The sequence below is a fragment of the Algoriphagus terrigena DSM 22685 genome (assembly GCF_000429445.1).
Lineage (GTDB): Bacteria > Bacteroidota > Bacteroidia > Cytophagales > Cyclobacteriaceae > Algoriphagus > Algoriphagus terrigena.
The window spans coordinates 62,868-76,692 of the sequence record NZ_AUBW01000003.1; the positions used below are offsets into that span (position 1 = coordinate 62,868).

General features: G+C 48.8%; 16 protein-coding genes. 9 read left to right on the forward strand and 7 right to left on the reverse strand.

All coding sequences use genetic code 11. The features are described 5' to 3' along the window. Positions 1–111 precede the first annotated feature (111 nt). Positions 112–825, forward strand: a complete 714-nt coding sequence (locus G459_RS28725; protein WP_051314997.1) for a DUF502 domain-containing protein — start codon at positions 112–114, stop codon at positions 823–825. Here the strand turns inward: G459_RS28725 and G459_RS0100285 are convergent. The 3 genes from G459_RS0100285 to G459_RS0100295 all read right to left on the reverse strand — a co-directional run bounded on the left by G459_RS0100285 (position 794) and on the right by G459_RS0100295 (position 3,569). Then, entirely contained in the window at positions 794–2,311 is a 1,518-nt protein-coding gene (locus G459_RS0100285) for a M20/M25/M40 family metallo-hydrolase (protein ID WP_026965834.1), read from the reverse strand. The two genes, G459_RS28725 and G459_RS0100285, sit on opposite strands and share 32 nt — an antisense overlap. A gap of 86 nt (positions 2,312–2,397) precedes the next feature. Next, positions 2,398–2,958, reverse strand: coding sequence for a YdeI/OmpD-associated family protein (locus G459_RS0100290; RefSeq protein WP_026965835.1), 561 nt, complete (start codon positions 2,956–2,958; stop codon positions 2,398–2,400). 50 nt (positions 2,959–3,008) lie between these two features. Then, positions 3,009–3,569, reverse strand: a complete 561-nt coding sequence (locus tag G459_RS0100295; protein WP_026965836.1) for a DUF4256 domain-containing protein — start codon at positions 3,567–3,569, stop codon at positions 3,009–3,011. A gap of 343 nt (positions 3,570–3,912) precedes the next feature. Between G459_RS0100295 and G459_RS0100300 the strand changes: the two genes are divergently transcribed. After that, complete coding sequence (locus G459_RS0100300) at positions 3,913–4,611, forward strand: ferritin-like domain-containing protein (RefSeq protein ID WP_026965837.1); 699 nt, start codon at positions 3,913–3,915, stop codon at positions 4,609–4,611. Between the two features lie 24 nt (positions 4,612–4,635). Continuing rightward, positions 4,636–5,457: a ferritin-like domain-containing protein gene (locus G459_RS0100305; protein ID WP_026965838.1), complete on the forward strand. Its 822-nt coding sequence runs from the start codon at positions 4,636–4,638 to the stop codon at positions 5,455–5,457. Between the two features lie 74 nt (positions 5,458–5,531). Here G459_RS0100305 and G459_RS0100310 read toward each other — a convergent pair whose 3' ends face one another. Then, positions 5,532–6,062, reverse strand: coding sequence for a GNAT family N-acetyltransferase (locus G459_RS0100310; RefSeq protein WP_026965839.1), 531 nt, complete (start codon positions 6,060–6,062; stop codon positions 5,532–5,534). Between the two features lie 298 nt (positions 6,063–6,360). Between G459_RS0100310 and G459_RS26505 the strand changes: the two genes are divergently transcribed. Beyond that, positions 6,361–6,828, forward strand: coding sequence for a methylated-DNA--[protein]-cysteine S-methyltransferase (locus G459_RS26505; RefSeq protein WP_035454791.1), 468 nt, complete (start codon positions 6,361–6,363; stop codon positions 6,826–6,828). Positions 6,829–6,868: 40 nt separating this feature from the next. On the opposite strand, the gene G459_RS0100320 is transcribed toward G459_RS26505, so the two are convergent. Continuing rightward, positions 6,869–7,378: a RidA family protein gene (locus G459_RS0100320; RefSeq protein WP_026965840.1), complete on the reverse strand. Its 510-nt coding sequence runs from the start codon at positions 7,376–7,378 to the stop codon at positions 6,869–6,871. A 76-nt stretch (positions 7,379–7,454) separates the two neighbouring features. On the opposite strand from G459_RS0100320, the gene G459_RS0100325 reads away from it, so the two are divergent. Next, positions 7,455–7,916, forward strand: coding sequence for a GNAT family N-acetyltransferase (locus tag G459_RS0100325; protein ID WP_026965841.1), 462 nt, complete (start codon positions 7,455–7,457; stop codon positions 7,914–7,916). Positions 7,917–8,018: 102 nt separating this feature from the next. After that, the gene (locus G459_RS0100330; RefSeq protein ID WP_026965842.1) at positions 8,019–8,843 is read left to right on the forward strand and encodes a universal stress protein; all 825 of its coding nucleotides are present in this window, start codon (positions 8,019–8,021) and stop codon (positions 8,841–8,843) included. Here G459_RS0100330 and G459_RS0100335 read toward each other — a convergent pair whose 3' ends face one another. Together G459_RS0100335 and G459_RS0100340 are read right to left on the reverse strand one after the other, a co-directional pair. Then, positions 8,844–9,767: a DUF6089 family protein gene (locus G459_RS0100335; protein WP_026965843.1), complete on the reverse strand. Its 924-nt coding sequence runs from the start codon at positions 9,765–9,767 to the stop codon at positions 8,844–8,846. Positions 9,768–9,818: 51 nt separating this feature from the next. Beyond that, entirely contained in the window at positions 9,819–10,694 is an 876-nt protein-coding gene (locus G459_RS0100340; protein ID WP_026965844.1) for a mechanosensitive ion channel family protein, read from the reverse strand. A gap of 184 nt (positions 10,695–10,878) precedes the next feature. Between G459_RS0100340 and G459_RS0100345 the strand changes: the two genes are divergently transcribed. Genes G459_RS0100345 through kdsA form a run of 3 tightly spaced genes read left to right on the forward strand, consistent with a single transcriptional unit; the run spans position 10,879 to position 13,822 of the window. After that, entirely contained in the window at positions 10,879–12,420 is a 1,542-nt protein-coding gene (locus tag G459_RS0100345) for a bifunctional GNAT family N-acetyltransferase/carbon-nitrogen hydrolase family protein (RefSeq protein ID WP_026965845.1), read from the forward strand. Next, the gene (locus G459_RS0100350) at positions 12,402–12,977 is read left to right on the forward strand and encodes a KdsC family phosphatase (RefSeq protein ID WP_026965846.1); all 576 of its coding nucleotides are present in this window, start codon (positions 12,402–12,404) and stop codon (positions 12,975–12,977) included. The genes G459_RS0100345 and G459_RS0100350 overlap by 19 nt, the downstream gene beginning before the upstream one ends. Further along, positions 12,974–13,822, forward strand: coding sequence for a 3-deoxy-8-phosphooctulonate synthase (gene kdsA, locus G459_RS0100355; RefSeq protein WP_026965847.1), 849 nt, complete (start codon positions 12,974–12,976; stop codon positions 13,820–13,822). Before G459_RS0100350 ends, kdsA begins: the two co-directional genes overlap by 4 nt. Positions 13,823–13,825 lie beyond the last annotated feature (3 nt).

Below are 13,825 nucleotides of genomic sequence, written 5' to 3' on the forward strand. Positions count from 1 at the left end.
GGCACAATTTTGACATTAAGTCCGGCTGACAATTAGAGAATTGTTCCTTCTGATGAATAAGATGAACGATTGATCGGTCTGCTAAACTAAATCGTCCGAAAAAAGCTAGAAATGGAAAACCCCGCATCCTCCCAAAAAGAAGAAGAATTCCGAAGCGACGCGTTTTGGTCAAAGTCGTTCTTTTTCAAGACTTTTTTACATGGATTGTTTTTGATTTTACCGACGATCATCATCTTATTTTTGCTGTCCGTGATTTTCAGATTCGTTTTTAACGTCGTATCGCCGATCAGTTCTTTGTTAAATCAAAATCCGGAAGAGCATACCTTTTTGATCAACATCTTGGCTTTGATGATCCTCCTTTTACTGATCTTCATCATTGGCCTTGTATTAAGAAATACCGGCCGAAAACGGTATTTTATACAGTTTGAAGGTAAATATTTGCTTCAAATCCCGCTTTATTCCACGATCCGGGAGATCATCGCCCAGTTTACGGGACTTAAGAAAATGCCCTTCAGCCAGGTTGTTTTGGTGGATGCTTTCAATACCGGTGTATTGCTTACAGGGTTTGTTACGGAGACGAACACCGGAGGTATTTACACCGTTTTTGTCCCAACCGCACCCAACCCAATGAATGGCAACATCTATCATGTGCCTGCTTCCCAATTGAGATTCTTAGACATCGAGCCCGAAAAGGCGATGCGCTCTATCGTCGGACTGGGGACCGGTTCCGCTACGTTGTTTGCTGCCGGGTACAGAATCGGGGAAGCGGAAGAGCTAGATCAAGCCGCCGGGATCAATACATCGGCTCCGTCAATACACTCATAATTGCCAAGATCCCTTCTTTGAAATTCCCCAACCTGAGGTTTTCGTTGGGGCTATGTTGGTTGTTGTCTGCATTGACGGTCGGGATCGTCACTGCGGGAATTCCCAGCGCATCGACGAATGGAGCGATCGGGATCGAACCTCCCGAGATACGGATCTGAACAGGGTCTTTGCCAAATGCCCGGTTCATGGCTTTTCTCAGCCAAATACCGACGTCAGAATCCATCGGTGTTCGGAATGCCTGATAGGAAATCGACTTGTTTAGCCTGACTATCTTGGGATATTTCATCCGCTCTTCATCCGTCGGGTCATGATCCAGGATTTGAAATCCCTGCGCTTTGATATGGCTTTCAATCAATCCAAAAAGCCGATTGGGATCTGACTCTGGTACGAGTCGAATGTCCAACTCGGCCACTGCCGTCGCGGGAATGATCGTCGTGGCCTGGGCTCCGGTGTATCCGGAATTTAAACCTCGGATGTTCAAAGACGGGTAGTTGATGCTTTCTTGGTAGGTGTCGCCCACTTGATCTGTCCGCCCGATTCCAAGGCGCTTCTGCACGGCGGGTTCGTTGTCCGGGACTTTGGAGAAAATCTCCCGCTCCGCATCGGTAAAGCTGATCCCATCGTAATAGCCGGGAATGACCACTCGGCCGTTGGCGTCCTTCATCGATGCAAGTAGTTGGGACAAAAGGAGCGCAGGATTTGGCGAGTAATTGCCGTAGTGACCACTGTGCTGGGGGACTTTTGGGCCGTAGGTGGTAAGCGTCATGTCGGCAATTCCACGGGCGCCATAGCTCAGCGTGGGTTCGTTGCTGGTGTGACGCGGCCCGTCCATGATCAGCATCAGATCGGCCCGGAGCTTTTCTTTGTATTGAATTACAGCAGCGGGTAGTCTGGGTGAACCCTGCTCTTCTTCGAAATCCAAGATGATTTTCACGTTGAAATCAGGTGCGATTCCGGCTTCAGCCAGCGCATCCCATCCAGCGATAAACATTGCCAGAGGTCCTTTGTCGTCCGAACTTGATCTTGCAAAAATCCTCCATTCCGGATTGTATTCAGTTTTTAATCTTTCCAGAGGGATAGCCTCCCAAACTCCAGCGGAGTTCTGGTTTTTCAGGACAGGAACGTAGGCGTTCGGCTGATCCCATTTGCTGATGTCGACTGCCTGTCCATCGACATGAAAGTAAAAGAGTGCAGTCTTGCTGGCATTTGGCTGTTTTTTTTCTACCAAAAGGAGGGGGATTCCGCCCGTCTCCAGTCGCTCTAAGTTCCAGCCTCTGGATTCAAAAATATCCTCGCACCAGGTGATATTGACCTCGATCTGCTCGGGAAAGACGGCATCATTTGGCATCGACACAATCTCTGTAAGGAGGTTGAGCGCAGGCTGCCACTGCTTTTCGGTGAGGGATTCCAGCTGTGCGCGACTTGGTGCCTGCGCCTTGATTATTGCGGGAAGGAGTAGGCAGGAGACAAAAAGGAGAACTCTCATAGGAAGTGGGTCGGAGGGATGGGGGGAAACAGAAATTTAGAAACAGTGGGTAAGAAGGCAGGGATGATCCCAACTGTAGGACAGACTCATCGATATTTGTCATTCAAACCGACTCCTTCCAACACCATCGGGATGATCTTTTCCAATCTGGTGATCTGGGTTGCTTCTCGCTTGGCGGATTCCAGGTATTCGACGTATTCTTTTTGCTTGAATAGAGTGAGTTTTTCGAAAGCGGATTTCAGGTTTTTGTCGGCATCAAGTCTTTGCTGAAATAGATCGGGAATGACTAGTTCTGAGGATTTTTCCGGCTTCCAGACTTTGCCAGCGTCTTCGTTTCGGATCGCCTCACGGATGTATTCCAGGATCTTTTCCTCGTCGATTTCTTCACCAGATTCAAATCTCCAGTGCCTCAGCGCTTTGGTGACACCTTCTTGGGCATTGACAAGTTTATGGTAAGGATCGGACAGGAAGACGCCGTTGTAAAACCAGAGGCTGAAGTAATTTTTGAAGCCGAGTGCGCTTACCACATTTTTGCCCTTGTGGGTGTAGACCTTGGTTCCCCATTTGATTCTTTCCTCCAATCCGCTTTTTGCGATGATGGATCGTAGTGTCTCGATTTCTTCCTGCCAAAGTGGATCGCCGTTCATAGATTGTTGGGTTTGTAAGTCGATTTATGGTGTTGCTGGATGAGATCAGTTTAGACCCGAAGCAGACCCCGAAATCCCCGTGCAGCATAGTAAGAGTCCGCTCCGTTGTGGTACAAAAAGACGTGATCGTAGCGACGGTCGCAGAAAAGTGCGCCTCCGAGTTTTCGGATCGCAGCAGGCGTCTTGATCCAGCTGGAGGTTTTGGTGTCAAATTTCCCAACTTGTTGCAGTGCTCGATACTGCTCCTCGGACAGGATTTCGATCTTCATTTCGGCGGCCATTTCCATGGCGTTTGTTGCAGGCTTATTCTGTTTTCTGGACTCCCAGGCCTCCAGATCGAAGCAGCAACTTCTGCGGCCAGCGGGGCTTTCGGCGGAGCAATCAATAAAAATGACTTCACCGGATTTCCCCTCTGCGAGTACGACGACGTCCGGTTCGCCACCGGTGGTTTCCATTTCATGCAGACTGTCAATTTTCTGAGGATTAGACTCGAGTTTCGCCCGCACAGCTTCCCAGTCCATTCCTGGGTGGCGCTGCATGTTTTTTTCGAAGCGGGTTTTTAAAATGCTGAGAAGTTCTTCTTGGCTTAGTTCTTCTTTGGGATGGTTCATTGTGCTGAATTTTTGGAATGATCAAGTTACTCGCTTGGCTAAAAATAACCCAACAAGCCGCGATTTTTCAAGTCTGGGAGAGCTAGAAATACTGCAGTCTTTCAAAAAAAGCTATTTTTTTCAACAGGCCATTGTGTTTTTAACTGTCTGAAATTCAATATCAAATAGCGTCTTTTTTGCCCGTTTCGGAGAAAATATTGAGAAAATAATTCATCGCCTCAATCCAAGGCCAACTACCACTTCGTAATTCCCTTCAAATCCAATCTTGAGAAAAGTCTGATTTCGGATTTGACTTTTTTTAATGGGAGACCGAAACCGAATTATTAACCTAAAACACCACAACATGAAAAAGGAATTGATCAAGCCTCAAGGCTTGGTAACCAATGCAAACAGACGTCAGTTTCTCCGGGTGGGAACCATGACCGTCGCTGGAGCAGGCCTGCTGCTCATGGGCTGTAACGATGATGACGATATGGTGCCAACGATGCCGGGTAAAGTGAATCTCGGCTCTGGAGATACAGGTATATTAAACTATGCCTATGCTTTGGAGCAACTGGAAGCGGCTTTTTACGCAGAAGTGATGAAGGGGAGCTATTTCGCAAACGCTTCTGCGGAGGAAAAAACCATCATGGGCGACTTGGAAAAGCACGAGAGAGCTCACCGCGAATTCTTCAAAGCTGCGCTCGGGACCAGTGCCATCGGTGCTCTGGAGGTCGACTTTAGCAGCATTGATTTCAGCAGTAGAAACTCCGTCTTGGGAGCGGCAAAGACATTTGAAGATTTGGGTGTAGCGGCTTATAACGGCGCTGGTCAGTTTTTGGAAAGTCCTGACTTTCTTCTCATCGCAGGTAAGATCGTGTCCGTCGAAGCCCGTCATGCGGCGGCGATCCGCGATCTGATCAACCCGGGCTCTGCAGATTTTGCAGGAGATGACATCATCGATGCCAACGGCCTGGAGCGCACATTGAATTTTACTGAAGTGTTGACAGCTGCCAGCACGTACGTGAAGACTGAGATCGACTTTAGCTCGCTACCAAGCTAATCCCACACTTTAAATCACACAGACATGAACTTGATCAAATTATTAGATAGCATGTGTCCTGACACGAATAGTGCGGAGGACAAGGATCGTTTTTATTCCCGAAGAGATGCCTTTAGGCAGTTTGGGGATTTCAGTAAGAAAGTAGCCATGGCCGCCGTGCCACTAGGAGTGTTGAATGCCATTCCCCATGTAGCCAAGGCTGATACAGCCAGCCTGATCGGCGTGCTGAATTACGCGTTGACACTCGAGCATTTGGAGTATCGGTACTACCAGATGGGCTTGGATTCAGGCGTGATAGAAGCTCCGGAGCGGGTGATTTTCCAAAAAATCAGAGACCACGAATTGGCTCACGTGAAGTTTTTGCAGGAGGTGATCGCTAACGTGCTCATGGGCACTCCGGTCGCTGAGCCTGGATTTGACTTTACAGCGGGAGGAAATTTCAGTCCGTTTACTGACTATCCTACTTTCTTGGCGCTTTCACAGGCATTCGAGGATACGGGAGTGAGAGCTTACAAAGGACAGGCCGCGAATGTGCAGGAGAGTGATGTGGTGTTGACAGCGGCCCTGTCCATTCATTCGGTGGAGGCACGCCATGCTTCGATGGTTCGTAGACTTCGTACCAAAAAAGGGCAGGATACCGTGAAAGGTTGGATCACCAATGGCTCGATCGGCACGCTGCCTGCAGCTACCACTGCGATCTATGCCGGCGAGGAAAACCTCACGCATGGCGGAGTGAATGTGTCAACGGCAACAGGAATCGATGCAGCGGCAGTGTCCGAAGGATGGGATGAGCCACTGAGCAAGGATGCCGTACTTGGTATCGCCAGCCTGTTTTTGGCCAGCTAAATCCCAGTCAGAGTTGAAAAGGGGTAGGAGTGGATGTCATCCTCATACGGGGATGGCATCTTTTTTTGCCTCGCTCAAAGATCGATCCGGTACAGGGCACAGCGCTCGATGTCGGGAAAGTCCTGAAGTTCGGAGTGGTCAAAATGCTTCCAGTAGGTCATCCCGATCTTTTTCATCACCTGAATGGATGCCGTATTTCCTTCAGATGCCATGGACAGCACTTCACGGATTTCTTTTCGCTTCGCAAAGTCCAGGCAGGCCAAAGCTCCTTCTGTAGTCATACCTTGGTTCCACCACTTTCGGGCGATTCTCCACCCGATATCCACGCAGGGAGTGAAATCCGCCTCAAAGGTCTTCCATCCAAGGCCGATCGTTCCGATCAACTCCTTGGTTTCCAATAGATCTACTGCGAAATAGCAGTAGCCCCTGTCGTCATAGAGTCGGAGCATCCGGTCGATCATCGCTTGGGTTTCCTCTCGGGAAAGAGGTTTCTGAAAGAAGCGCATGACTTCTTTGTCTGCATTGATGGCAGCAAAATCATCCAGATCGAAGGACTGCCAAGTGCGAAAACCGAGTCGGCGAGTAGTGAAGAGATATGGGCTCATTAAATGGGGAACTGCAAAATGCCTGTCGAAACCGAAAATTTACTGGTTTATTTTTGATTTCGTCCTTAAGGTGACAGGCCATGAAGCCAGAATTCGGTTCCTCTCGTGGTTTTTAACGAAGATTAAAAGCAAACAAAAAACCGCGTTGTTCAGTTAAACAGACCATAGTTGCGTTAGATATGGGAGCGGAGCAATGCAGCGGATTGCAGGATGTTATTGAGCTCTCGGCCGACTACTCCTGATTTTTGATCCTTTTCCGTTTTTGAGTATTCACAGCACGCAAACCAATTTCGCTATCATGGCTATCATCTCTTCTCCCGTTGGAAATATCCGCATTACCTCCCGGGAAGGCTGTCTTTCTGAGTTGAAGTTTACTGATGAAGAGCCGGATGGATTGATCTTGGATCAAGTGCTGTTGAGTACGATGCAGCAGCTGGAGGAATATTTCGCGGGAGCGCGGACGACTTTCGATATGCCAATCGGGTTGGGAGGAACGGATTTTCAGCACAGAGTATGGTTGGAGATGGCTAGTATTCCATTCGGTCACACGACCACCTACTTGAAGATCGCCCAAAAACTCGGTAATCCGGCTGTGATACGTGCAGTGGGGGCGGCAGTTGGAGCCAATCCGATTTTGGTGGTCTTGCCCTGCCACCGTGTGCTGGGGACTGACGGCAGCCTGACCGGCTATTCCGGAGGGATGAACAGAAAAAAGGCCCTCCTGGAAGTGGAAGGCCATGCATTTCAGGGAAGTCTCTTTTTGTGACCTGACTGCCATTTACTCTAACTCATCGCGGCAACTGAATCTACTGTAGTTCCACGATGACCTCGATTTCGACAGCCATGTTGTTTGGGAGGGATCCGACGCCGACCGCGGATCTGGCGTGTTTTCCCTTTTCTCCAAAAACCTCCACCATCAGATCCGAGAATCCATTGATGACCGCGGGCTGGGCAGTGAAATCCGGTGTGCAGTTGACCATGCCGAGGACTTTTACAAACTGCTTCACCCGGCTGAGATCTCCGCCCGTGGCAGCTTTGAGCACCGCGATGATTCCGAGTCCCGTCTCTCTGGCAGCATCATATCCTTGTTCGACAGTGAGATCATCACCGACTTTTCCCAATGTCTTTGGACCACTTCCCGAGAGATAGAGTAGGTTACCGACTTGTTTCCACTTGACGTAGTTGGCGATAGGCAGGCTGACCTCGGGGATCTCCAGGCCCAGCTGTTTGATTTTTTCTTCGGGTGTCTGAGCTTTTGCTATAAAAAGGATGCCGGAGGCAAGCAGTGCAAGCGAGGTCAAAAGGAATTTTTTCATCTATAATTATGAGTTGGATGGGTGTTCTAAGCTAGTCTATTCTCGCTATTTTTGGTACTGCTTTAATCCTGCTTTTATGCCGACTGTCGAAATAATTCCCTTTTCTCAACCGCTGAAACCCTATTTCGAGTCGATCAACAAGGCTTGGGTCGTTCATTATTTTTCTTTGGAACCCTTTGATATAGACCAACTGGAGAATCCGGAAGAGACCATTTTGGCAAAGGGCGGAGCAATTCTTTTTGCAAAAATGGGAGATGAAATCGTCGGGACCGTGGGACTGGTGCCTGTGGAAAAAGCTACCTGTGAAATGATCAAGATGGGAGTAAGTCCCGCCGCCCAGGGAAATGGCGTGGGATTGGCACTGGGAAAAGCTTTGATGGAGCAGGCAAAAGCTATGGGGTTTTCGAAGATGGTGCTTTATTCCAACACGGTGCTGGCGGCAGCCTTGCATCTATACGAAAAGATTGGTTTTCAAAAGGTTGATCTGGAATGTGGGGCGTATGGGCGCTGTAACGTGAAGATGGAAGCGGCGCTTTGAAAGGTAGTTTGATTCCTAATTTATATCAGGTTTTCCCCTGATTTTTCACAAATAGAATGTGTTTTCAAATGGAGAGATTGGAAACTAAAACCAGTCGATCTCATGAAGGTTGTATTAGTTCCTATCGATTTTTCTACTTTCTCACTTGCTGCGCTGCAAACTGCCCGCAGGATCACTGCCAAAAATCAGGGAAGGATCATTTGCATCTCGGTCATTCCCTCGGAGATAGATTGGGATCTATTGCCGGATGAGGCCAAAGCGAAGTATCCGGAGCTGATGAAAGAGCAACAAGAGACCTTGAAAATCCTTCCGGGATACACCAAATCGGTGACCCCGGTCAAGTCAGATTTTGGTCAAATCGTCAAGATCGGTGTGCCGTATGAGCAGATCCTGAGGGTAGCCTCCCAGATGGGCGTAAACTTGATCGTCATCGGTGCTCATGGCAAGGGCTACGTTGAGGGGAATTTCGTGGGCTCAACGCTCCAAAAAGTCATGCGATTTGCTCCCTGTCCGGTCTTGGCGGTGAAAGAGGCGCTCGACGGGAACGCGTTTCGCAAGTTCGCTTTCGCTACAGTTTTCAATCCTGCAGGAAAGGCCGCATTTCAGAAAATCCTGCCGCTTGCCAGGGTTTTCAAGTCCTCGATTCATCTGCTATTTGTAAACACTCCGGCGCAATTCACCACTTCCGCACAATCTGATCAGGATATGGCGGAATTTGGCAAGGGCCACGAGCAGTTTGTCATCCATCGCCATGTCTTCAATGACCAGGATGCCGAGCATGGGATTCGGGGATTTTGTGATAAAAACAGTATTCGTCTGGTCGGGACTGCAACCGGTGAGCACCTGCATTCTCCGGCCTACCAGATTGGTACTACCGAGACACTGATTTTTAAGTCCGATCTGGGAGTATTGAGTGTGAAAGCTTGATTACCAGAATCTAAATCGTTTTTCATAGATTCTGTTTCGGAAGATCCAGTTGTCCCAAATGTCCGGTGACAGGTAGATTTCGAGCCCCAGACTGACCGTCATGTAGCCGTCAAATCGGTGGTCGAGCCCCGATCCCCGGCGTACTCTCCCGTTGTTTCTGAGTATGGCGTCGACGTTTGGTTCGCCATTGTCCAGCACAAATTGTGGATTGCGGATTGCCAGACGAAGCCTGTCAGGATTGGTGCCGGAGGTATAGTCTTCGACCAGATCCAAATAAAATTCCTTCACGTTGTAGGCTGAAATGTCATCCATGTAGTCTGTGAGGGTGAAACGGTAGTTGCCCTCAAATTTCAAGTCCATGTAGACATTCAACTTGTACTTGAAGCCCAAGCCCATGGGGAAGACGACAATGTTCTCCTCATAAGGATTATTTTCCAATTGAAGTGGCCGTAGATCCACCCAAGTGCCGTTGAGCTCGGCTTGAGGGTTGTTTGTGGACATTCCTACACCCGCAAAAATGTAGGGATTCCAGAGATGACGTGTGATGTTATTGACCTTAACGGGATGCCAGTAGTATTCGATAAGGGCCGCAACTTCGATATTGGAAGCTTTGAAATGCAGGTTTCTTGGGGTGCGGTAGGCTCTCGGGTCGGAAGGTGGATCTGAGCCGGACATCTTATAGTAGGTGCCCTCAAGTCTGGCTTTCAGGTGTGTTCCGAAGATGTAGTTGACTGCAAAATTTGCATTCCAGTCCGGCTGTATTCCTTCATTGTATTTCCAAAAAGAATAGAGCTCCCCGAAATATTGAGTGGGGCCAATCCCAGCCGAGATCGACCAGGGTTCTTCAAAGCGGTAGCGATAGAAACTCTGGGAAGAAGCTTCCCAGACGATAAAGCATAAAAGTAACGTAAGAACTCTCTTCATCATCTACCTGTAATTCGGATCAAAAAAGTCCAAATCTGGTGGGAAATTAGCCTATTTTATCAATTTTTCAAACCCTGATTTCAGGTGAAGATCCCGCTGTGGAAAGGGAAGTTCGATGTCATGTTCTGCAAACTTCTTAAATATCTCATAGTACAGCTGACTTCGCAATACTCGGGGTTTACCCACGAATTCCGTGGACCAAACGCGAAGACTAAAATTGAGGCTGCTTTCGCCATAGCTGTCGAAAAGCACATCGGGGCCTGGGTTTTTGAGGACTCCCGGATTGGCATTGGCTACTTCTACTAGGATATTTTTGATTTTCTCTGGATTTTCTTTGTAAGCGACGCCGACAGGGAAATTGAACCGTATTTTACGCTCATTGAGTGACCAGTTGATCACCGGATTGTCGATAAACTGGCTATTTGGAACAATGATACTGATATTGTCATTGGTGAGAACTGTAGTGGACCTAGCCGAAATCCTGACCACATCACCGGTCACATCACCGACCTCTATCCGATCGCCTACCTTGATGGGCTGCTCAAACAGAATGACCATACCGGAGATAAAATTATTGGTGATGTTCTGCAATCCGAATCCAATCCCTACACCGATCGCACCGGCCAATACCCCAAAAGCGCTGAGGTCAATTCCGGTTGTTTGAAGGATGGAAAAGATTCCCGCCAGGATCAAGAGATACTTTACGATGGCTCCGATCGATTCTTTGGTGCCGGTTTCAATTTGCCGTTTACGGAGGATCTTGTAGACAAGAAGTTTCCGGATCCATTCGGACACAATAAATAGCAACGTCAGGGAAACGATCACTGTCAGAATCAATCCAACTGTTAACTTTGAGTCGCCGAGGGTAAAGAGGCTTTGGCTTAGGATTTTTTCCAACCATTCAAGGAAATCATTTTGATCTTTCATCGTAATCAGGTGAATAAAGCACAGCAACAAGCTACCATTTTAGAATCTATTCAAAAAATTGAGAGTTCCACCCAATTATGGTTGCATTAATTTGAATATGATTTTTAATCAGAATATAATTCTGAATCTATTTCCCCTTGATTTGGTTTTTAGAACAATTGACTGAATTCGATTAAATTTGACTATGAGTAAGCAAATACAAGAACTAGAGCACAGGCTCAGACTCAGAAATATCAAGCTCTCCGACTACGAAGACATTCGGGAGATCATGGTGTCGATCTATAGAAATCAAGGCGGCGCCTGGACCAAGGCCGAGCTCAAAAATCAACTCAAGGCTTTTCCCGAAGGGCAGATCTGCATCGAGGACAATGGTAAGGTAATCGCCGCTGCCTTGAGCATTATCGTCGACTATGGTAAGTTTGGTGACAATCATACCTACGACCAGATCACCGGATTTGGCAAGTTTGACACGCACGACGACGATGGGGACACGCTTTACGGTACCGATGTATTTGTACATTTCGACTACCGGGGCATGCGTCTGGGCCGTCGACTGTACGATGCGCGTAAGGAACTCTGTGAAAACCTGAACCTTCGCTCTATCATCGCAGGGGGGCGGATTCCCGGCTACTCCAAGTACGCCGATGAGATGACTCCGCGCAAATACATCGATCTGGTCAAAAACAGGGAGGTCTTCGATCCGGTGCTGTCTTTTCAGCTAGCCAATGAATTCCACGTGCGGAAGGTTATCACCAAATATCTGCCGTCAGACACCGATTCCAGAGCTTATGCGACCTTGCTGGAGTGGATCAATATCTACTACGAAAAAGACGAAAAACTCATAGGTAACAAGAAGTCCATCGTCCGTCTGGGACTTGTCCAGTGGAAGATGCGACGCTTCTCCAATGTGGATGACCTGATGCAGCAGGTGGAGTTTTTCGTGGATACAGTGTCTGGTTACAAATCGGACTTTTGCCTGCTTCCCGAGTTTTTCAACGCCCCGCTGTTGGCCGAATTCAATGACATGGATGCCTCCGAGGCGATCCGGAATCTGGCCGACTACACCGATGAAATCGTCGGGAGAATGAGCGAGCTGGCGGTATCCTACAACGTGAACATCGTGGCGGGCTCGATGCCTGAATACGACGGGAAAAAGCTGCGAAACGTCAGCTACCTGTGCCGTCGTGACGGAACTCAGGACAAGCAGTACAAGCTGCATATCACTCCCGATGAAGCTGCATACTGGGGACTTCAGGGCGGAAACGGGATCAACGTCTTTGAAACTGACGCTGGAAGAATCGGCATCTTGATCTGCTACGACGTGGAGTTTCCCGAGCTGGGCAGAATCCTCGCCGAGCAGGAGATGGACATTCTGTTCGTTCCCTTTTGGACAGATACCAAAAATGCTTTTCTCCGGGTAAATACCTGCTCCCGATCGAGAGCCATCGAAAACGAATGCTACGTGGCGATCACCGGCTCGGTGGGTAATCTTCCCAAAGTCGAAAACATGGATATCCAGTATTCTCAGGCTGCGATCTTCTCACCTTCCGATTTTTCCTTTCCGCATGACGCGATGGTGGCGCAAGCCTCCGAAAACGAGGAAACCATCATCGTCGCCGACGTGGATCTTGACCTGCTTACCAAGCAGCGCAAAGCAGGAAGCGTCAGAAATCTGGAGCAGCGCAGACTCGACCTTTATTCAGTACAATGGAAACAGAAAAAATAATCAGCGAATACTTCGCACATGTGCCGGAATCAATCTTTGAAAAGGCAAAATCAATTAAAGTGCTCATCACTGACATCGATGGCGTGATGACCGACGGAGGCATTATCTACGATGATCTCGGTACCGAGTACAAGAAGTACAATGTCAAGGACGGGCTGATTGTTCAGCATCTTAGAAAGGCGAAGTTTTTGGTTGGAGCGATCACTGGCAGGACATCGCCGGTGGTGGAAAACCGCTGCGAAGAGCTCAAGTTTGATTTCCATTATCATGGGATCAAAGACAAAGGGAAGAAGCTCGCAGAAGTGCTGGAGATCATGGAAGTGGCGGTCGAAGAGGTCGCTTTTATCGGCGATGATCTGATAGATTTGCCTATTCTGGTCAAAGTTGGACTGGCAATTTCGCCTGCTGATGCCCTGCCCTATGTGAAGATGCACGCGCATTATGTTTCCCCGTTTTCCGGTGGAAATGGCGTCTTTAGAGAGGTGGCGGACATCCTCCTCCACTCCAAAGACCAGTTGATCCCATTGATAGAATCCTTAGCCCACAAAGAATCATGATACGCAATACCCAGCCCATGCAGATCCGAGAAGGAATCGTCCTCGGATCAGAAAAACCCGTGCTTTTCTCCGGCCCCTGCGCCGTGGAGAGCTTTGATATCTGTATCGAGATCGGTACCAAAGTCAAAGCCTGGGCTGAGGCCCATGGCTTTTCTTATGTTTTTAAGGCTTCTTTTGATAAAGCTAACCGCACCTCGTCGGGTTCCTTCAGAAGTATAGGAATGGACAAGTCGCTGGAAGTCCTGCAGCGGGTCGGAAAGACGCTGGACGTTCCCTTGGTGACCGACATCCATGAGAGCTATCAAGCAGCGGAAGTGGCTGAGGTAGTCGACGTGCTCCAGATTCCGGCTTTTCTTTGCCGCCAGACAGATCTGCTTTTGGCAGCAGGAAATACCGGAAAGGCGGTGAAGATCAAGCGTGGCCAGTTCATGGCTCCTGAGGATATGCAATACGCGGTGACCAAGGTGAGATCTACAGGCAATGAGAATGTCTGTCTGACCGAGCGGGGATTTTCCCTCGGCTATCACAATCTGGTCGTCGATATGCGCGGACTGCCGATTATGCGCCAGTTTGCTCCGGTGGTATTTGACATCACCCATTCCGTGCAGCAGCCGGGAGGTCAGGGAGGGACGAGCGGCGGACAGCGGGAGTTTGCGCCAATCTTGGCTCGAGCAGCAGCGTCTACCGGCATCGATGGCTTTTTCATCGAAACTCATCCCGAGCCGGCCAAAGCACTCAGCGATGGACCAAACCTGATTCCCCTTCACCGGATGGGAGATTTCCTTGGTATGCTCAAGGAAGCATGGACTTTGGGGAGAAAGTATCAGGATTTCAACGTTCTATAAACT